General features: G+C 42.9%; 17 protein-coding genes. All 17 read right to left on the bottom strand.

All coding sequences use genetic code 11. The features are described 5' to 3' along the window. Nucleotides 1–59: 59 nt before the first annotated feature. The 17 genes from ACXAEA_RS16025 to ACXAEA_RS16105 all read right to left on the bottom strand — a co-directional run bounded on the left by ACXAEA_RS16025 (nt 60) and on the right by ACXAEA_RS16105 (nt 19202). Nucleotides 60–794: a DUF881 domain-containing protein gene (locus tag ACXAEA_RS16025; RefSeq protein WP_475096872.1), complete on the bottom strand. Its 735-nt coding sequence runs from the start codon at nt 792–794 to the stop codon at nt 60–62. Next, a complete protein-coding gene (locus ACXAEA_RS16030; RefSeq protein WP_475096873.1) occupies nt 742–1533 on the bottom strand; it encodes a cell division protein FtsQ/DivIB in 792 nt (263 codons plus the stop codon). Before ACXAEA_RS16030 ends, ACXAEA_RS16025 begins: the two co-directional genes overlap by 53 nt. Before the next feature lie 271 nt (nt 1534–1804). Further along, a complete protein-coding gene (gene murB / locus ACXAEA_RS16035; RefSeq protein WP_475096874.1) occupies nt 1805–2713 on the bottom strand; it encodes a UDP-N-acetylmuramate dehydrogenase in 909 nt (302 codons plus the stop codon). Between the two features lie 61 nt (nt 2714–2774). Then, nucleotides 2775–3869, bottom strand: a complete 1095-nt coding sequence (gene murG, locus ACXAEA_RS16040; protein ID WP_475096875.1) for an undecaprenyldiphospho-muramoylpentapeptide beta-N-acetylglucosaminyltransferase — start codon at nt 3867–3869, stop codon at nt 2775–2777. Nucleotides 3870–4193: 324 nt separating this feature from the next. Then, the gene (gene spoVE / locus ACXAEA_RS16045) at nt 4194–5294 is read right to left on the bottom strand and encodes a stage V sporulation protein E (protein ID WP_475096876.1); all 1101 of its coding nucleotides are present in this window, start codon (nt 5292–5294) and stop codon (nt 4194–4196) included. Between the two features lie 101 nt (nt 5295–5395). Then, nucleotides 5396–6748 (bottom strand): UDP-N-acetylmuramoyl-L-alanine--D-glutamate ligase, encoded by a 1353-nt coding sequence (gene murD / locus ACXAEA_RS16050; RefSeq protein ID WP_475096877.1) that lies wholly within the window; start codon nt 6746–6748, stop codon nt 5396–5398. Continuing rightward, on the bottom strand, nt 6749–7723 hold the full coding sequence (gene mraY / locus ACXAEA_RS16055) for a phospho-N-acetylmuramoyl-pentapeptide-transferase (protein WP_475096878.1): 975 nt from the start codon (nt 7721–7723) through the stop codon (nt 6749–6751). 1 nt (nt 7724) lies between these two features. Further along, entirely contained in the window at nt 7725–8171 is a 447-nt protein-coding gene (locus ACXAEA_RS16060) for a hypothetical protein (protein WP_475096879.1), read from the bottom strand. A 1-nt stretch (nt 8172) separates the two neighbouring features. Continuing rightward, on the bottom strand, nt 8173–9633 hold the full coding sequence (locus ACXAEA_RS16065; protein WP_475096880.1) for a UDP-N-acetylmuramoyl-L-alanyl-D-glutamate--2,6-diaminopimelate ligase: 1461 nt from the start codon (nt 9631–9633) through the stop codon (nt 8173–8175). Between the two features lie 176 nt (nt 9634–9809). Continuing rightward, entirely contained in the window at nt 9810–11723 is a 1914-nt protein-coding gene (locus ACXAEA_RS16070) for a stage V sporulation protein D (protein ID WP_475096881.1), read from the bottom strand. 191 nt (nt 11724–11914) lie between these two features. Beyond that, complete coding sequence (locus ACXAEA_RS16075) at nt 11915–14134, bottom strand: penicillin-binding protein (protein WP_475096882.1); 2220 nt, start codon at nt 14132–14134, stop codon at nt 11915–11917. Next, the gene (gene ftsL, locus ACXAEA_RS16080; protein ID WP_475096883.1) at nt 14134–14493 is read right to left on the bottom strand and encodes a cell division protein FtsL; all 360 of its coding nucleotides are present in this window, start codon (nt 14491–14493) and stop codon (nt 14134–14136) included. The genes ACXAEA_RS16075 and ftsL overlap by 1 nt, the downstream gene beginning before the upstream one ends. A 31-nt stretch (nt 14494–14524) precedes the next feature. Next, nucleotides 14525–15463, bottom strand: coding sequence for a 16S rRNA (cytosine(1402)-N(4))-methyltransferase RsmH (rsmH, locus tag ACXAEA_RS16085; protein WP_475096884.1), 939 nt, complete (start codon nt 15461–15463; stop codon nt 14525–14527). A 57-nt stretch (nt 15464–15520) separates the two neighbouring features. Continuing rightward, nucleotides 15521–15952 (bottom strand): division/cell wall cluster transcriptional repressor MraZ, encoded by a 432-nt coding sequence (gene mraZ, locus ACXAEA_RS16090; RefSeq protein WP_475096885.1) that lies wholly within the window; start codon nt 15950–15952, stop codon nt 15521–15523. Nucleotides 15953–16123: 171 nt separating this feature from the next. Next, nucleotides 16124–17758, bottom strand: a complete 1635-nt coding sequence (bshC, locus tag ACXAEA_RS16095) for a bacillithiol biosynthesis cysteine-adding enzyme BshC (RefSeq protein WP_475096886.1) — start codon at nt 17756–17758, stop codon at nt 16124–16126. Nucleotides 17759–17916: 158 nt separating this feature from the next. Next, nucleotides 17917–18306 (bottom strand): DUF3397 domain-containing protein, encoded by a 390-nt coding sequence (locus tag ACXAEA_RS16100; protein ID WP_475096887.1) that lies wholly within the window; start codon nt 18304–18306, stop codon nt 17917–17919. Continuing rightward, nucleotides 18306–19202, bottom strand: coding sequence for a 2-dehydropantoate 2-reductase (locus ACXAEA_RS16105; RefSeq protein WP_475096888.1), 897 nt, complete (start codon nt 19200–19202; stop codon nt 18306–18308). The genes ACXAEA_RS16100 and ACXAEA_RS16105 overlap by 1 nt, the downstream gene beginning before the upstream one ends. Nucleotides 19203–19511 lie beyond the last annotated feature (309 nt).

Here is a 19511-nt window from a genome sequence, read left to right on the forward strand (position 1 = left end):
CAAAACATCCTACATGCGGAAAAATAATTTTTTTGAAATAAATTTTGATGAAAGTAAAATTAATTGCCAAGTATGGGATCCATCTTTATTTCATCTATTTCTTCCAATGAAAAAACAATTTGATCGTTTACAAGCTGATCTTTTACCCCGCCAGTAATATTCAAGGCGGAGGAAAGGACATCTGGGTCACCAATTGCAGTAATTTCAAAAGGGGCAGGATGCTGGTATCCATCAACCGTTATGACAGGCCCGGTACAGAGCACATATGATTTATGTGAAATCCTTTGCCCGTTTACTGAGATTGCTGCAGCTCCTGAAATATATAATTCATTGATCACCTTAAAAACATGGTGCTCATGCACAAGATAGTTATTGATATTCTCTTCATCAGGGTTGTACTCCCCATCTGCCAGAGTCACTTTGACACCTTGTCCGCTGACTTTCACCTTTCCCAGGAACATACGGTATTTCTCGGCATCTTCAGCCATATTAAAAAATACTTGTGCTTCCTTGGACAGGCTTTCTTCTATCTTTCTGACCTTGCCCTGCTTGGCGTTCAATTCTTTCTGAAGCTCTCGGTTCTTTTCTTCCTCTTCGATCAACTCGTTCCTCAAATTCAGGTGCTGCTCCCACTGCCTGTCCGTCAAGCCTTTGCTGTTGTCATTTTCGTCCTGAGTCACACGGAAGGAAAAAGCGACCATGAAGCCGAGCACCAGCGAAACGAGCGAAAGAATCACACGATTACTGTTCACTTTCTTTTTCAATTTCAACTTCCTCAGCTTCCTCTGCTTCATAAGCTTTAAAATACGAGCCAACCTCGAGATCGATTACACCCTTCTTTGAAGGGTCCAGCTGGCTGACGATTGCCGGGTAATGTTCCATTTTTTCAGAAAAAGTCCGAAGCGTGGCATTTACTTCAAAACCATCATTCATGAATAACTTGATAAGATAAGCATCTGTTTTGCCCGGGGTGGAGTGGATTTCTGAAATGGAGTTGATCACCACTTCCGGAAGTTCTTCCAGAGAAGCAATCATTTCATCCAATACTTTCCCCTCTTTGAATCCTATCAAAATCGGTGCATTGACAGGAATCTCATCAATTTGTTTTTCACCAAGGATATCTCCATTTTCAAGGACCGGGTAAAAATTCTTGCCTTTCGATATGTAAGCAAGCCTGTTATATTCGTCAAGCGTTATTGCAACGGTATTGGGCAGCCTGACATTGACTGTCGCTTTTTGGATCTCCTGAATCTTTTCAAGTTCCTTCTCAATGTCTTCCCTGTTAATTTTCCAAACATTGGTTTGCAGGGAAATACCGCTTTTTGCAACAATTTGTTCAAAGGAATGAGATTCATTCCCGGAAACAGATATTTTTTTAACCTTGCTGAGCGGTGATTGAAAATAGATCACACCAGCTATCAAAATAAAAAACAAAGCCAGCAGCATAATCAGTCTGCGGTTTGCTTTCTTGCGCCTCTGATGTTTTAATTTCGGAATCCTGTCTTCAATTGAGACTATTTTCCCCTTGTCCATTTCAATCCCCTCTTTATCGGCTGAACCCATAGCACTAATGCTGACATCTTTTCAATTGATCTTGCAGGTCAAAGCCATCATTTGATTGCGATACTTTTCTAGAATGTCTGAGTCACAGAATGGATCTTATTTTCCACTTTGGCACAGAACAGTTTGCAGAAAGAAGCCAACGGCACGAGAGCAATATTCATGCCGTTTCTTTTTTCGCAATTGCATCCTAATCTAATGAATTATTATATCACAGAAATTGACAGCTTAAAGCAATTTCCTGCTATTTTCGGCCGATAATTTCTACCTCTGTCTCCATTATTACACCATGCTTATCCTGAACTGTATCCTTTACATGCTGAATAAGCCCGAGTACATCCTCTGCCTTTGCATTACCTGTATTGACAATGAAATTGGCATGAAGTTCAGAGATTTGTGCACCGCCAATACGATGCCCTTTTAACCCTGATTTTTCTATCAGGTTTCCTGCATAATTCGGCAGCGGATTCCTGAAGACACTTCCACAGCTCGGATAATTGTAAGGCTGTGTTTCTTTGCGGTAGTCCTTGTTCTTTTGCAGCTCAGCAACGATTTCTTCCCGGTTGCCTTCCTTCAATTGGAATACTGCTGCCACGACAATCCCAGGGCGTTCCTTCTGCAGAATGGATGTCCGGTATGAGAAATTCATTTCTTCATTTGACAGCCATTCAAGCGAGCCGTCTTCGAATAAAACATATGCTTTTTCGAGGATTTTCGAGATATCCGACCCGTGGGCTCCAGCATTCATATATACAGCGCCGCCGATTGAACCTGGTATTCCTCCAGCGAATTCCAGGCCTGAAAGTCCTTTTCGACTGATCGTCATTGCAAAGTTAACAAGAGAAAGGCCTCCTCCTGCTGTTACTCTGGATCCGTCAATTTCCAGTTCATCGAGGCCAGAACCTAGTTTGATTACAGCACCTTCAATCCCCTTGTCTGAGACAAGAAGGTTTGACCCTCTTCCTATCACTGTCCATTTCACACCTGAGGTCTTAATGACATCAACTGCTTTTTTAAGATTTTCTATCGATGAAGGCTCAATAAGTATGTCGGCAGGTCCGCCAATTTTCATCGTTGTATGGTTAGCCAGCGGTTCGTTTTCTTTTACAGAACCGATGTTCATTTCTCTAAGTTTGTCAGCTAGATCCCTCATAATTACCTTCCTTTCACGATACAGCTATTTTGACTATTTTATGCAGCTGTATGCCTATAGGCTACTTTTTAGCCAAATCCTCCATAAGGAGATACAGTCTTTGGGCAGCATCCGGGATGCCAAGTTTTTTTGCCGCTTTTTTCATATCGGTCAATTTTTCTTCATTCCCAAGGATATGATCGATACTTTCCACCAGTTTAGGACCAGTCAAGTCTTTTTCCAACAATAACTTAGCTGCTCCATTTTCACTTAATGCACGGGCATTTTTTTCCTGATGATTATCTGTTACATATGGACTAGGGATAAGGATGCTCGGAATTCCTAATGAAGTCAGTTCCGCCAAGGTTGTCGCTCCAGCTCTTGAAACGGTCAAATCAACACCGGCAAGTACTTCGGGCATGTTATGGATGAATGGTTTGATAATCACATTATCCGGATTGCCAACCAGTTCAACTTCCTTTTTGACTTCATCAAAATGAACATCGCCTGTCACATATAATACTTGATAAGGTTTTCCGCTTAATTCAGCCAGACTTTTTACGACTGCTTCATTAATCGGCTTCGCTCCCCTGCTGCCGCCAAAGATAAGCACTGTCGGCACTTTAAGCTTGAGGCCAGAAGACAATCTTCCCCTGATTCCATCCTGCCCAAGTACCTCAGAGGCTCTTGGATTTCCTGTCAGGACGACCTTCTGTGAAGGGAAGAACTCTCTTGCCTCCTCAAAACAGATTGCTATTTTATCTACATAACGGCTAAGGAATTTATTCGTCAATCCTGGCACGCTATTTTGTTCATGGACAATTGTAGGTATGCCCAATTTTGCAGCTGCATACACTACCGGGCCGCAAACATAACCGCCCGTACCAATGACAACATCGGGCTTGAATTCCTTAAGCATTTTTTTGCTGTCGCTGACACCCTTAAGGAAGCGCAGGACGGTTTTAACATTTTCAAATGAAAACTTTCGTTTGAAACCTGTGATATGTATTGATTTGAACGGGATATTTTCCCTGGGCACCAATTTGCTTTCAAGCCCTTTTTCAGTTCCTATGTAAAGAAACTCAACATTTTTATCCTTTTTCTGAATCTCTCTGATCAGTGCAAGCGCAGGGTAAATATGTCCACCCGTACCGCCGCCGCTAACTGCAATCTTCATCTTCCACACCTCAGCAACATATCTCTATTTAATCTCTGCGCCATTACGCCGACACATACGAAGGCGTGCATGGCCCCGCCGTGAAAGGCAACTTAAAAAATGGCACTTCACGGTTTTACCCTATTCTACTATAATCTAAACTCCACAGCGGATTTTAAAGATATTGTCATTTAAATGTAATATAGCATGAACAGGAGAATATTCCTATAAATATTCATGAATCTGAAGCTATTGCATAAAAGAACAGACCCTGCTCTGAGGGTCTGTTCTTATGATTATGATGACTCTTCCTAAGATAGTCTTTATTTCAATCGACTTTTATATCTAGTACCTGGAATGTCTGCTTATATTCAACAGAACACCTACAGCCATCAGCATCAATGTAAGGGATGAGCCTCCATAGCTCAGGAATGGCAGTGTAATTCCAGTTACAGGCATAAGGCCGGTGACAACACCGATATTGATCATGACCTGGATGGCGATCATCGCAATGATCCCGGTTGCCAAAAAAGTCCCGAATAAATCAGGTGCCCCCAGTGCAATTCTAATTCCCCTCCAAAGCAGTAACGAGAACAGCAGGAGGATGAAAGATCCTCCAATGAACCCGAGTTCTTCAGCTAGAATCGCGAAAATAAAATCTGTCTGAGGTTCTGGCAGATAAAAGAATTTTTGACGGCTTTGGCCAAGTCCCAGGCCGAACAAACCACCTGGCCCTATTGCATATAGCGATTGGATCATTTGGAAGCCGCTCCCCAGAGGGTCCTGCCACGGATCCAGGAATGAAGTGATCCTCTTCATCCTGTATGGTGCAGAAATGATTAAACCGACGAAACCTGCTGCCCCTATCAGTCCGAGCCCCACAAAATGGCTGATTCTTGCTCCTGCAATAAAAATCATGACAACGGAAGTACCGACCATAACAGTGCCTGTGCCCAAGTCCGGCTGAAGCATGATCAGCCCAAAAGCTAAAAATACAAGTCCCAATGAGGGAACGAGACCTTTTTTAAATGTGGTGATCGCCTTTTGGTTCTCCGATAAGAACTTTGCGAGAAAGGCAATCATCGCGATTTTCATGAATTCGGATGGCTGGACAGAGAATGCTCCAACTCCAATCCAGCTCCTGGACCCGTTCCGCACATTGCCTACTCCGGGTATCAGGACGAGGATCAGGAGGACAAAACAGATAATCAAAATTACCTTTCCCCATGTCCGCCATGTCCAATAGTCAACATTCATGATAAAGAACATTGCAATGATTCCAACTCCCGCAAAAAGCATCTGTCTCTTTGCAAAGAAAAAAGAGTCATTAAACTTATAGTCCGCCCAGACAGCACTCGCACTATAGACCATGATCAAGCCTACTGCCAAAAGCGTAAATGTTACAATCATTAGAAAAATATCAGGAGTAGATCTTTTCGTTGGCAAAGCAATACACCTCGGCTGTATGATTTAGGGCTCATTTGCCGCTTCCCATCCAGCCTGCACGAGGCCAGGCAACCTGAGTCATGCTGTTTCAAGACAAGCCCTTACTTAAGCTTATGCACGGCCTCGATAAACATGTCTCCCCTGACCTCAAAAGTTTTGTACTGATCCCAGCTTGCGCATGCAGGCGAAAGCAGGATAACATCACCGGGTTCTGAATGTTCAAACGCCACGGGAACGGCCTTTTCAACATTATCGACCCGCATAATTGTTTTTATTCCTGCAACACGCCCAGCCTGTCCCACTTTTTCAGCAGTCTGTCCGAATGTAATCAATGTTTTAACATTTTTTAAAGATGGGACAAGTTCATCAAAAGAATTTCCCCTGTCCAATCCACCTGCAAGCAAAACAATCGGTTCTTCAAAAGCAGCCAAAGCATTTTCTGTAGCCAGAATATTCGTTGCTTTTGAATCATTATAGAATTTTCTTCCGCCAATATTATCAACGAATTGAAGTCTGTGGCGTACGCCAGCGAAAGTCGTCAGCACTTTCACGATCGCTTCTTGATCGGCACCTGAAAGAAGCGTTGCCGCAACGGATGATAAGATATTTTCAAGATTATGCTTGCCTGGCAGAACGATGTCCTTCGTTTGTATGATTTGGTTACCATTAAAGCAAACCCAGCCATCTTTTACATAAGCACCATTGTCCAATACTTTCTTCGTAGAAAAAGGAACAATTCGCGCTCCTGAATTTCTGGCAATTTCCATGACCTCTTCCTGGTCAGCGTTCACAATCAAATAATCCTCTTCGTCTTGGTTCATCGTAATCCTGGCTTTTGCCTCAATATATTCATTCCTCGTCCCATGATAATCGAGATGAGCATCAAATAAATTCGTGATGATGGCAATCCTTGGTTTGAATTTGTCGATTCCCATCAACTGAAATGAGGATAGCTCAATGACAATGGTAGAATCTGCGGCTGCTTCCTGTGCAACGCCTGAGGCAACCGTACCGATATTGCCAGCGATTAAAGGCTTTTTGTTTCCAGCTTCAAGCATCTCATAGATCAACGTTGTTGTTGTTGTCTTCCCATTGGTTCCTGTAATCCCTACAAAAGGCGCTTCAGAAATCTGATAAGCTAGCTCGACCTCTGTAATGATCGGAATCTCTTTTTCCATTGCTTTTTGAATCATCGGGTTATGATATGGTATTCCAGGGTTTTTCACGACTAGTTCAAAGCCTTCATCCATCAATTCAATTGGGTGGCTTCCACAAACTACTTTGATACCCTGCTCTAGCAAGCCCTGGGCCTCAGGATTTTCAGATAGTGGTTTACTGTCATTGACAGTCACGAAAGCTCCTAGTTTATGTAGCAGAGCAGCAGCGCTGACTCCACTCTTGGCAAGGCCAAGTACAAGAATTTTTTTATGTTGATATGTTGTGATATGTTTCATCTAAATCCACACCTCAATATAAATTCCAAGGATTGCGAAAAGAAGGCCTACAGTCCAGAATGTAACGACTACCCGCCATTCTGACCAGCCGATCAATTCATAATGATGATGAAGCGGACTCATCCTGAAAATCCTCTTCCCGGTAGTTTTGAATGAAATGACCTGCAGGATAACAGATAATGTTTCAATAACAAAAATACCGCCAATGATGATCAAGATAATTTCAAGCTTCGCAAGAATCGCGACCGTAGCGATCGCTCCTCCAAGTGCAAGCGACCCCGTATCCCCCATGAACACTTTCGCTGGATGTGCATTAAATACAAGGAAACCTAATACAGCTCCTACGACGGCAACAGAAAAAATCGACAGTTCATATTGTGACTGATTCCATGCCAGTACTGCAAATGCACCAAATGCAATGGCGGCAGTACCTGAAACCAGCCCGTCAAGCCCGTCCGTCAGGTTAACAGCATTCGAGAAACCGACCATCCAGAAAATAATGAACAGTGCATATCCCCAGCCAAGATCGAATGAATAGTCCGTTAAAGGGATACTGACTATTGTGGAAAATTCACTCTGCTTGAATATGAAATAAAAAATGACAGAGATGATGATTTGGCCAAGAAGCTTCTGCTTTGATGTCAAACCAAGGTTTCGTTTCATGACAACCTTGATAAAATCGTCCATAAAGCCCAGAAGACCAAACCCTAAAGTAACGAATAACAACAGGTATGTTTCCACAGAAGGCTGTGAAAACTTCCCGGTCATGACGAGGGTTGTAACCGTCACGGATATTAAAATCATGACACCGCCCATCGTCGGAGTACCCGTTTTTTTCTGGTGCGATTTAGGACCTTCATCCCGGATGCTCTGGCCAAATTTAAGCCTTCTCAAGAAAGGAATAAAAACTGGAGAAAGCAGGACCGTAATCAGAAAACCCATCAATATTGTGAAAAAGATAACTTGCTCCAGCATTCTATTCCTCACCTGCCTTGGTCTGTTCGCTGCTATAAAAATTGATGTTTTCTGCCATCACAGCTATATCATATGTTGCTTCTTTGTCGTTAAGAAGTTCTTTGTTCGGTAAAATGAATTTTGTTGCTTCTTTTATTTCTTGTTGTGTTAGGTAGTTATAGTATAATTCCATCATCTTTCCTAAGCCTTTCAATATGTCTTCTGAATAAAATATTGGAAAATGGTTGGGTGCATAAACCGGCACCTGCTCCTTATCCGGCCAGACTGCAGCAACCGCTCCATTTGAAATTGCCTCCTGCAATGTACCGGATTCCTCGGAAATTGGGACAAACAGTCCTTTAGGCTGCGTTGCACCGGCATAGCAGCTAACAGTCTTGAACTGTATGTTTGCGTCGTTTATTCCGGAAGTCCTTGAAAACAGACTAGAGACATCCTGGTATGTCAGCATATTACCTCTCCTCTATCGCCTCGCGCGCTACAATCCTGTCATCAAAATCAAATGTCCTGTCACCAATCTGCTGGTATGTTTCATGACCTTTCCCGGCAATCAGGATCACATCTCCAGCTTTGGCATTTTTGACTGCATGCTTGATTGCATCCTTACGGTCCACAATCGAAGTATAGACCTCTCCTTTTACTCCTTCTTCCATATCCCTGATAATCTGTTCAGGATCTTCACTGCGCGGGTTGTCTGAAGTAAAGATGGCATCCGTAGTATATTCGCATGCGATTTTTGCCATAAGCGGGCGTTTCGTCCTGTCACGGTCACCGCCGCAGCCGACAACACAGAAAATTCGTTTCTGCGCGAATTGCTGGACTGTTTTAAGAACATTTTCAAGACTGTCTGGTGTGTGAGCATAATCAACGATCACTGAGAAATCCTGCCCCGCGTCCACTACTTCGAATCTTCCTGAAACTCCTTTTACATCTTCAACAGAGCCGATGATTTGCTCCAAATCAATACCGGAAACAAGTGCAGATCCTATGCTCGCAAGTACATTGTAGATGCTGAATTTCCCGATCAACTGGATATTTACATTGCGTACACCGAATGGACTGACTAAATCAAACGATGTTCCGCTGGCGGTCATGCTGATATTTGTGGCTTGCAGATCAGCATGGTTATCAATTCCATAAGTGAGAATATGGGCAGAGGTAAACTTAGCAAACTCTTCACTCGCAGGGTCATCCGCATTCAGGACTGCAAATTTAGGTTTATCATGATTGAATGCATTCCCTAGCTGGGAGAAGAGCAGCCCTTTTGCCTTCCTGTACTCTTCCATTGTTTTATGGTAGTCAAGATGGTCTTGAGTAAGGTTTGTAAAAACCGCAACATTATAGTCAGTTCCATGTACACGTCCATATACAAGTGCATGTGATGACACTTCCATAACCGCAGTATCAACTTGTTCGTCTACCATTTGCTTGAACGTCTTTTGCAGTGTCAGGCTTTCAGGCGTGGTGTTCTTCACTTCAAAGATTTGTTCGCCGATTTTTGTGTACATTGTCCCGATGACGCCTGTTTTTTGACCTGCATCCTTAAAGATTTTTTCAATAATAAGGCTTGTCGTAGTTTTACCGTTCGTGCCTGTAATTCCAATCAAATGAAGCTTCTGGCTTGGCTGGCCGTAAAAAGCATCAGCAAGTACCGCCATAGCACGAACCGTATCTTTCACCACGATTACCGGTACATTCAATGGAAGTTCACGTTCAGCAAGCACCGCAGATGCTCCATTTATAACAGCTGAACCTGCGAAATCGTGGCCATCTACTGTATAGCCCTTAATGCATATGAATAAACTTCCGGTAGTCACTCTGCGGTTATCATTTTCAATCGAAGTAATTTCGGGATTTTCTCCCTTATAATCCACGAAGGGGTGCAAATAACCAATCAATTCGTGTAATTTCATAAATATCAAATCCTCTCAAACAACATGGCGACTCTTATTTTACATGATTAGACTGAAATTAGCCATTGTTGAGTTGAATTGTCCAAGCCCTTTTTGGGGCAACTCATGAAAAAACGGGCAGCGGATTTCCCTCTCCCCGCCGCCCTGCTCCCCAATGCCTTGCTGAACATCTCGAATTAATCATTCATATATACTCTGATTGTAGAGCCTTCCTTAATTTTCACTCCTGGTGATGGCAGCTGTTTGACGACTTTCTCACCATCACCGGCAATATCCAATTTAAAATTGATCAGCTGCTGCTGAAGGTCTTTTTTTGTCAGGCCGACCAGATCCGGTACCTCGACCATTGGTGTATCAAGCCATGTCAACTCTTTTTCAATCTGGTCCTTTCTCGGCTCTACTTCCATCGCACGCAAACTGTCCTCCATAATATCTCCTACGATTGGGGCAGCCACAACACCACCGAACTGGACAGTTCCTTTAGGATTATCAACAGCTACATAAATGACGATTTGCGGATCATCTGCTGGTGCAAATCCAATGAATGACACGATATGATTATTTTCAAGATATCGGCCATTCTGCGCCTTTTGAGCAGTACCTGTCTTACCGCCTACCCTGTAGGAATCAACATAGGCATTTTTCCCAGACCCTTTGGCAACAACACTTTCAAGGGCATGCCTGATTTCTTTGGAGGTTTCTTCCGAAATGACCCTTCTTTTTGCTTGAGGCGTTTTTTTTATGACTACCTCGCCCGTTACTGGGTCGACCAGTTCCTTAGCGATATAAGGAGTATAGAGGATACCCCCGTTCACCGCCGCTGACACTGCAGCAACCTGCTGGATCGGCGTCACCGATACCCCCTGGCCAAATGCAGTCGTAGCCTGCTCGACCGGCCCGACTCTGTCCAGATTGAACATGATTCCTTTACCTTCACCCTGAAGATCAATACCAGTTTTTTGGCCGAAGCCGAAGTCCTTAACATATTTAAAAAGCGTATCTTTTCCAAGTCTGTCACCCAGCTCGACAAAACCAGGGTTGCATGAATTCTCAACTACCTCAAGGAAGGACTGGCTTCCATGTCCGCCCTTTTTCCAACAACGGATCCTCGCCCCAGCCACTTCTACAGAACCTGAATCATGGAAATGGTCTTTTTCCAGATTAACCTTTCCTTCCTGTAGAGCAGCTGCCAGGGTGACGATTTTGAATGTTGACCCTGGTTCATATGTACTCCAGATAGGCAGGTTTCGGTTATATACCTCAGGCGCAACATTCCTGAAGTTTGCAGGATCAAAATCCGGCCTGCTAGACATCGCCAAAATCTCGCCATTATTCGGGTTCATGGCAATGGCGATGATTCCATCAGGATTGTATTTTGCCTGTGCAATATCCAGTTCCCTTTCGACGATTGTCTGCACCCTGCTGTCGATTGTCAACTTAAGGTCAAGCCCGTCCACTGGCGGTTCATAGTCATCTGCCATATTATTCATCCGCTGCTGTTTTGCATCTGCATAAAACTGAACAGAACCCTTGGTACCTTTCAGTTCCTTATCATAATAAAGCTCCAGCCCCATCAGACCCTGGTTATCAATGCCCGCAAACCCAAGTACATGTGAAAGATAGCTGCCGTAAGGATAATGGCGTTTGGAGTCTTCGCCGATATACACGCCTTTGATGTCCATTGCCCTGATTTCTTTTGCTTTTTCATGGGATATTTTCCTGCCTTCAGGAATTTTGACGATCATTTCTTTTTTTGTGATATGCTGATAGGCTTTTTCCTTTGACATATTCAATGCCTTCGCCAATTGTTCAGCAGTCGTTTCCGGCTCCTTCACCTGGCGGGGCACTACATATACAGTCGGTGCACTGATGTTCGTCGCCAGGGCTACACCATTCCTGTCCGTTATTTCGCCCCGCTGAGGTTCGAACGGGACATTCCTGCTCCAGGAGTCTTTTGCTTTCCCTGTCAAAAAGTCACCTAACATGAACTGTACATAGCCGAGACGAACATCAATAATGAAAAACACCAGAATACCAACTACTAAGATCAGCGCCAGCCGCTTTCTGACCGTCACGTTTGAAACACGCATATAATGAACGAACCTCCCCTATATTTGTTCCAATATTTAAACAGGAAACTCTATTAACTCGTTCAAATATATGCTTGTACGAATTTGAATATAACAAGAAGTCCGAGTCAAGCAGAGTTTTGGCAGACATCATGGCTGCTCCGGACAACTTTGTTAAATCCTGTAAAATGCACAAAAAAAGAGGAAGGGCATCATCCGCCGACTTCCTCTGTTTCTTCATTACTGTCTTCTTTTTTCTGTGATTCTTCAAATTGCTGAAGTGGTGTTTCCAGTTCGATGATCAGGTTCTCACCTTCGTTGATTGGCGAGCCTGGCTTCAGGTTCTGTTTTGTTACATAGCCGCTTCCGGCTTTATTCAATTTAACATCTGCAATTTGTGCCAGTTTCAACACATCCCTCAGCGACCAGCCGGTCAGTTCAGGATAGGTTTTCGCACCGGAAGCTTTGATGATTATCTTTTCTCCTTCAAGAGCCATTGTATCGGCCTTTGGCAGCTGATCTTCAACCATGTTCCCGTCTCCGATAATAACAGTCTCAAATCCTTTTGATTCAAGCAATTTCTTTCCTTCGGCTGCAGCCATGCCAGTGATGTCAGGAACCTGGCTTGAGTCAGCTTTTTCCAAAGATGTCGGCTTGATATTCAAATATTGAAGACTGCTCTTCATGACTGATTTAAAAATCATAGACGTCGGGATCGAGCCTTTATAGTAATGATCAATTTCTGGTTGTTGGACGGCAACATAAACAACGAGTTTCGGGTCGTCCTTCGGTGCCATTCCAAGGAATGAAAACAGATAATCATTTGCACCGTCCAGGTATTTCCCGTTTTCCGTCAGGTTTGCAGTACCTGTTTTCCCGGCGACTTTATATCCTTCTATTGCATAGGATTTTCCGGTTCCATTTTCCGATGTGATGACAGTTTCGAGTACATCCCTGACCTCTTTAGCTGTTTCAGCAGAAATAGGCTTGCCTGCCGTTTGAGGTTCAGTTTGTTTTACAACCTCTCCTGTATTTGGGTCAACAATTTTGTCTATGACTCTCGGTTTCATCATGGTTCCATCATTCGCCACGGCAGTTGCTGCCTGGATAAGCTGAATTGGAGTAACCGTAGAACCCTGTCCATAAGAGGTAGTTATTTTTTCAATTGGCCATTTATACTGGATTTTACCGACCGCCTCATTGGGCAAATCAATGCCAGTAGGATTATCGAAGCCAAACTTAGTCAGGTACTCGCGGAATTTTTCCGTACCTATTTTTTCATTAACGAGTTTCGCAACTGCCACGTTAGAGGAACGCTGAATCCCTTCAAGATAAGTGATTGTACCCCATCCTTGACGCCCGTTGTGGTCACCAATGCTCCCAGATTTTTCGGTAACCTTATAGGATCCAGATTTATAGAGTTCCCCTGGATTCCATTTCTTCTCCTCTACAGCAGCAGCCAAAGTGAAGACTTTCATGGTAGAACCAGGCTCCAGCGGGTTTTCGACAATTTCATTATGCCAGCTTTTTTCCAGCCCTTCACGCGTCGTTGGGTGGAATGTCGGACGCTGGGCCATCGCAAGAATATTCCCCGTCTTCGGGTCAGCAACCACTGCGATGATTTTTTTTGGTTTATACTCCTCATCCACCCGGTTGACAGCATCCTCTACAAATGTCTGAATCTTTTTATCAATCGTTAAGTAAACGTCATTTCCATCCTGTGCTGGTGTGACTTTTTTCTCGCTCTCAGGAAGCAGGAATCCCCAAAGGTCACTTTCAAAAGAAAGTGACCCATTTTGACCGGTCAATTCATCATTCAGGGTCTTTTCAATTCCCAGTTTACCGGAAGTGACACTTTTCCCTTTCTTTTCTTTCTTTTCTTCCTTTTCAACGAACCCTATCAAATGCGAAGAAAACACCCCATTCGGATAGAACCTCTTGGAATCTCGTAAAAAAGTGATGCCCGGAAGCTTTAACTCTTCGATTTCCCGTTTCGTTTGATGGGAGATATCACGGCCTGCTTTTCCGAATTCGACCTGGAAGACATCTTCCATCGTCAACCGCTGATAAATTTCCGATTCACTCATATCGATAAATTTAGCAAGCTGGCTTGCCGTCTTACCCGGATCTTTTACATGCTTCGGCTTTTTCTCGTTCGTAGTCATTGAATCGTCCAGAATTGCTACCAGCGTGTATGCAGTAGTATCCTCGGCAATTACCTCACCTTTTTGGTCAAAAATCGAACCTCTGACAGCTTCGATCACTTTTTCATTTTCATATTTCTGTTGTGCCCTGGCAGCAAGTGCTTGTCCATGTACCTCACCAGTTACCTGAATTGATACGAACCTGAAAATCAAGATAAAAAAGAGCAGGCTGAATATTACGAATAATACCGCTGCTCCAAGATTCATATAGGGCTGTTTCTTGCCCATCAGTTTTCAACACCCTTAACATTGTCTTCATTCAATGTTAAACCAAGCTTTTCAGTTACCTTCTTGATTCGCTCATAGGTACTTAACTCGCTAACCTGGACTTCAAGATCACTGTTAACTTTTTGCTGCTCCTGGATGTTTCCTTCGATAATCTGGATGTCTTTGTTTACTTCATAAATGGCGGCCTGTTTTGATACCATGAATGTCGCACCGAAGCATACCATTGCTCCGAAAACAAACATCAGGATTTTTTCACCGGGCGTTAGGATCGAATTTCTTCTTGCCGGTGCTTTTGCCGGTGTTTGAACAGTGCGCTGCTGCTGTTCCTGTTGCAATTTTCTTGCCAGATTGCTCATCATTTTCCCTCCTGAGATTCTATTTTTTATAATTTTATTTTTTAACTTTTTCAGCGATACGCAATTTTGCCGACCTTGCACGGTTATTGTATTCAAGCTCGTCATCAGAAGGCAGAATTGGTTTTCTTGTGACCAGCTTCAATTTCGGCTGGAATTCATCTGGAATAATCGGCAGACCCGGCGGAAGCTGTGGTGTTTCGCTCGCTTTCTTGAAAGTTACCTTGCAGATCCTGTCCTCCAATGAATGGAAAGTGATGACACTGATCCTGCCGCCAACAGCAAGCATTTCGATTGCCTGTTCAAGAGATTTCTCGAACACTCCAAGTTCATCATTCACTGCAATTCTTACAGCCTGGAATACCCGCTTTGCAGGATGTCCGCCCTTTCTCCTTGCAGGAGCGGGAATGGCATCCTTGATTAATTCGACAAGTTCTCCAGTCGTTTCAATCGGTTTAATTTCCCTTGCTGCCTCAATCTTTCTGGCAATTTGCTTTGAAAATTTCTCTTCGCCGTATTGGAAGAAGATCTTGACCAATTTCTCATACGGCCAGTCATTAATAACATCGTAAGCTGATAATGGAGCATCCTGATCCATGCGCATATCCAGAGGGGCATCATGGTGATAGCTGAAACCACGTTCAGGTGTATCCAGCTGCGGAGAAGAAACGCCAAGATCGTAGAGGATGCCATCCACTTCCGTTACTCCAAGTTTCTCGAGTTCTTCCTGCAAATTCAGGAAATTGCTTTTGATAATTGTAAGTTTGTCACCATAGCTTGCCAGCTTTTCCCTTGCGTTGGCAATGGCTACATTGTCCTGGTCAAAGGCATAAAGCTTTCCTTTTTCTGAAAGCTTGGACAAAATCAATTCGCTGTGGCCTGCGCCACCGAGAGTACAATCCACGTATGTACCATCAGGCTTGATATCGAGCCCGTCTACTGTTTCTTCCAGTAAAACTGTTGTATGTTTGAACATCATGATCCACCTTTCCAATCGAGGAGCAGGTAATATTATATCAGAATAATGTTACCCTTAAATATCAAATCCAATCATATTTTCCGCAATTTCAGCAAAAGATTCCTCAGATTCTGCGAAATATTCTTCCCAGATGGCTTTGCTCCAAATTTCAATTCGATTGGAAACACCTAAAATCACACATTCTTTCTCAAGCTTGGCGTATTGCATAAGAGGGGTTGGAATATTGACTCTCCCCTGTTTGTCAATTTCACTCTCGGTAGCACCCGAAAAGAAAAAACGGGTAAATGCTCTTGCATCTTTTTTAGTCAGCGGAAGCCCTTTCAGCTTGTCTTCAATCACTGACCATTCAGAAATGGGATAACCAAATAAACACTGGTCGAGTCCACGGGTAAGAATGAACATTTCTCCCAGGTTATCACGGACCTTGGCAGGGATGATCAATCGGCCTTTGCTATCAACATTATGATGGTATTCACCCATGAACATGCCACTACCCCCACTTTCTAAATACAATGTACCACATTCCCCCACTTTTCACCACCTTATTTTAAATATTCTCCCCACTATCTGGAATTCCTCCTAAAAAACACGGGTTCCAGTAATTTCTTCGGATTTTTTAAAAATAAAAGCTCCATCCTGTATGGATGAAGCTTTAGCTTACAGTTTAATTATTTTATGAGTACCATCGAATTCATAATGCAGCCCAAGCAAATCCGGAATCAGGCCCAATCCATATTTATTCAGATAGTAGAAAGGATTCCAGACTCTTTCCTGCGGCGACCCGCCTGGCCTTAGGGCATGATCGATTCTAGTGAATTTCCTCAGGATATGGTCATGCTTTTGGCACACAGCCTCCACAATTTTATCTTCCATAAAGCCAATCTGATTCATAAGGATCGATTCATTCTTTGCTAATAAAGGCATTAATACAGGATTCATCCCGTTTGTTTTTTCGCGTATCAATTTATATTGCTCAGTAAGAATTCCTTTAAGATTTTCAAATAGCTCTTCAACTTCACGGTCCTTCAAGGAATCTATAAACTTAAGCTCATGGCCGCTTGTTCCTGAAATAAGGACTTCCCTCAGGTCGAGCCGAAGTTCTTCCAGATCTGACTCAACTGATCTTTCCAGCAGCGTAATGTTCAGCCTTGGCACCAGCGGAGGCATCTTTACGTCGAAACGCTCGAATACCTTTTTAAGTTCTGCCCAATAGGCAATTTCACCAGGACCACCAATAAAAGCGAGGGTCGGGAATAGCCACTCCTGCATCAGCGGCCTGGTCACCACGTTATTGCTCAGCTTCTCCGGAAACTCATTTGCAATCTCCACTAGCTGGTCATATGTGAAGCTGACTTCACCATTCTTACCTGCGAATCCTCCACTTTGTGGGTCATAGTGGAGCAGAATTCTCTCATTCACTTCTTCATCGTAAAAGAAAAGATTCGCAGCATTTTCACTGACATCAATCATATTTGGGAAACCAGCCGAGACTGTCAGTTTTTGCTGTTCTTGAACAGCAGATGTAATCTCCCGATGATTCTTTATCATGTTCATGAAATATTCTTTTTCAAGCTTACGAAGATCTTTATTCCCAGAATCAACTATCAACAGTCCTGAATCCTTAAATAACTCCATGATGATGGAAGCAAAAAAATCGACGAATGATTTCGCGTTCTTCAACGAGTCCAGCGCAAAAGATAAGACCTCTTTTGTATGATCCGTTTCTCCATAGGTTTCAATAATTTGCTCAACCCACGAATAACATAAGTCTTTATTGATGCAGACCTCAGAAATCATCTTTTTCTCAAGATTCTTTTCAGGATAAACCCACTTTTCCTGCTTATTGTTTTTCATGACATAAACGTGGTTTACTTCCTGGTAATCATGGTCTTCGCCGGCAATCCAGAACACTGGTACAACCGGTACGCCAAGTTCAGCTTCTTTTTGTTCTGCAAGCTTGATGATGGAAATGACCTTATGGATTGTATAAAGCGGCCCGGTCAATATTCCTGCCTGCTGGCCTCCAATAACCGCCACACTGTTTTCTTTCCTGAGCTTATCAATATTAGTGGTGATTTTTTCTGATCGTGCATAATGCGACATGAATGATTGAATATGGTCAGCCAGTTCATTCCTCATGAAGCTTCTAGTTTTCAGTTCATCCAGGCGACGAACATATGCGTCCTTATTATTAAAATTATAATGAAAGAAACTCTGAAGTTCAGGGCTTCCAGCCAAGTAATCAGTCGCAAACCGGTTTGCAGCCGGAAGAGAGAGACTCAACATCTCCATTACGTGTACTCCCTTTCTCGAAAACAATTTTCACTGTTATGAGTATAGCATTGATTGAAACGAAAAGAAAAAAACTTTGCCTTTCGAAATTTCTAAAATCAAGGTATTTTTGTAAATAAAAAGTGCTGGACCTTTCGCTTGAATCGGTCCAACACATCTTAAGCAAATAGGTATGTCAGCCTCTGAATCAAGCCGAATATTACAAGGATGATATACGCTGAGAAAAATAACAGGAAGTTAAAGCGCCAAAAGCCTTTAAATACCTTCGGCAAAACAATCTCCTCTTTATACTTCCAGTGTATCCAGACAAATAACGAAGCAAGTGCAAACAATACAACGAGGATCAGCCAGAGAAAGGACCTCTCCCAAATGGTAATGATCAAAAAATGCACAGACAGCACGAGCAAAAAAGTACTGAAGTCAATTGCCAAATTGACTGAACGCCGATGGTTCCGTGTAATTTGTTTGCTGATCACGAACACAGCAAGGTAGCCAATCATTGGTACTGTTATCAATGCAGCAACAAATGCGGATAGTAATCCCGGCATCACGCTTCCTCCCTTTCGTGCTCCTTCCCCTTGATGCAATGATAATAATTATGTATTAATGGAGCTTCTATTTTTTTCTTTGCTGATGTTTCGAGCAAATAGCCCAGAATGGCATCAATCTCTGTTTGTCTGCCATTTTCCAGGTCTTTATACATGGATGAATGGTTGTCTGCAGTTTTTTCACAAACCGTTATCAGGTTCTGGAAATACTCTGCCTTGTTATGTAATTCAAGTACTGCGGCGCACTCATCAAATAACTGTGTGAAGATTTTATAATAAAATGGGTTTTTAACAAGCTCGCCATTTTTCACCTTCAGGATGGCAGTCATTGGGTTGATTACGGAATTCACAACAAGCTTTTTTAATAGCATCTCTTTGTAATCCGACTCCATCTGGAAGGGAAATTCCATAGGCACTGTTGAGGAGATTTCTCTAAGCAGTCGATCATCGCCATTGAAAACTGCCGCTCTTGTCACTCCTGCACCGTTATGAAGAACAGCATTCGCAGAAGCTCTGACAGAGCCGTGCTCCACGGAACCTACAAAAATATTATGTGCTGATAGTTTTGATAACAGCTGGATATGGCCATAACCATTTTGGAGAAAAAGGATGCTGCCTGCCTGCTTTGAATTTATAATCGGAAGAAGTTGCTTGAGCTGATACTGCTTCACCGCAACAATCGTTAACTCTTCCTTGCCTTGCCATTGCTGGATAGGAAATCCAGTTACCTGATGAGAAGTACTCTCATGTCCCGATTTCACGATATGTATACCCTGCTGGTTAATGATGTCTGATTGTTCCTGGGTTTTTGTATATAGATAGACTTCGTGCTTCAAGCTTAAATAATAAGAGAATAATAAACCTAAAGAACCTCCGCCAATAATCGCTATTTTCATGAAAACCCCACATCCGGATGAGTGTAGTCCGATTTTTTTCCTAAAAGCCACTTCAAGTGACATCTCTCTATATTGGTCTTTAGTCATATTTTAGCAGAAACAGTGCTTTATTAGGAAGAAGTGATTGTGATTATTTTAAAAAATGGCTCTGTTAAATTTGGCTGTTGATTTTCGTTCCAGGCGCTTCGCTTTCCGCGGGCAGTCTGGGAGCCTTCCACTACAATCAACAGGTAATAAAAATCAACATTGGGCAATAACAGAGCCAAATAAATAAGCGGAATTTATTTTCGGGAGAAGTGAATTTACTGC

This window comes from Mesobacillus sp. ABV4_180, assembly GCF_056158485.1.

Coding starts and splice junctions, on each gene's coding strand:
- rsmH (WP_475096884.1), bottom strand. CDS start 15,463: ATGTTCAAACATACAACAGTTTTACTGGAAGAAACAGTAGACGGGCTC.
- ACXAEA_RS16100 (WP_475096887.1), bottom strand. CDS start 18,306: ATGCCGGGATTACTATCCGCATTTGTTGCTGCATTGATAACAGTACCA.
- ACXAEA_RS16070 (WP_475096881.1), bottom strand. CDS start 11,723: ATGCGTGTTTCAAACGTGACGGTCAGAAAGCGGCTGGCGCTGATCTTA.
- ACXAEA_RS16105 (WP_475096888.1), bottom strand. CDS start 19,202: ATGAAAATAGCGATTATTGGCGGAGGTTCTTTAGGTTTATTATTCTCT.
- ACXAEA_RS16025 (WP_475096872.1), bottom strand. CDS start 794: ATGAAGCAGAGGAAGCTGAGGAAGTTGAAATTGAAAAAGAAAGTGAAC.
- bshC (WP_475096886.1), bottom strand. CDS start 17,758: ATGGAGATGTTGAGTCTCTCTCTTCCGGCTGCAAACCGGTTTGCGACT.
- mraY (WP_475096878.1), bottom strand. CDS start 7,723: ATGCTGGAGCAAGTTATCTTTTTCACAATATTGATGGGTTTTCTGATT.
- ACXAEA_RS16060 (WP_475096879.1), bottom strand. CDS start 8,171: ATGCTGACATACCAGGATGTCTCTAGTCTGTTTTCAAGGACTTCCGGA.
- mraZ (WP_475096885.1), bottom strand. CDS start 15,952: ATGTTCATGGGTGAATACCATCATAATGTTGATAGCAAAGGCCGATTG.
- ACXAEA_RS16075 (WP_475096882.1), bottom strand. CDS start 14,134: ATGGGCAAGAAACAGCCCTATATGAATCTTGGAGCAGCGGTATTATTC.
- murG (WP_475096875.1), bottom strand. CDS start 3,869: ATGAAGATTGCAGTTAGCGGCGGCGGTACGGGTGGACATATTTACCCT.
- ftsL (WP_475096883.1), bottom strand. CDS start 14,493: ATGATGAGCAATCTGGCAAGAAAATTGCAACAGGAACAGCAGCAGCGC.
- murD (WP_475096877.1), bottom strand. CDS start 6,748: ATGAAACATATCACAACATATCAACATAAAAAAATTCTTGTACTTGGC.
- ACXAEA_RS16030 (WP_475096873.1), bottom strand. CDS start 1,533: ATGGACAAGGGGAAAATAGTCTCAATTGAAGACAGGATTCCGAAATTA.
- ACXAEA_RS16065 (WP_475096880.1), bottom strand. CDS start 9,633: ATGAAATTACACGAATTGATTGGTTATTTGCACCCCTTCGTGGATTAT.
- murB (WP_475096874.1), bottom strand. CDS start 2,713: ATGAGGGATCTAGCTGACAAACTTAGAGAAATGAACATCGGTTCTGTA.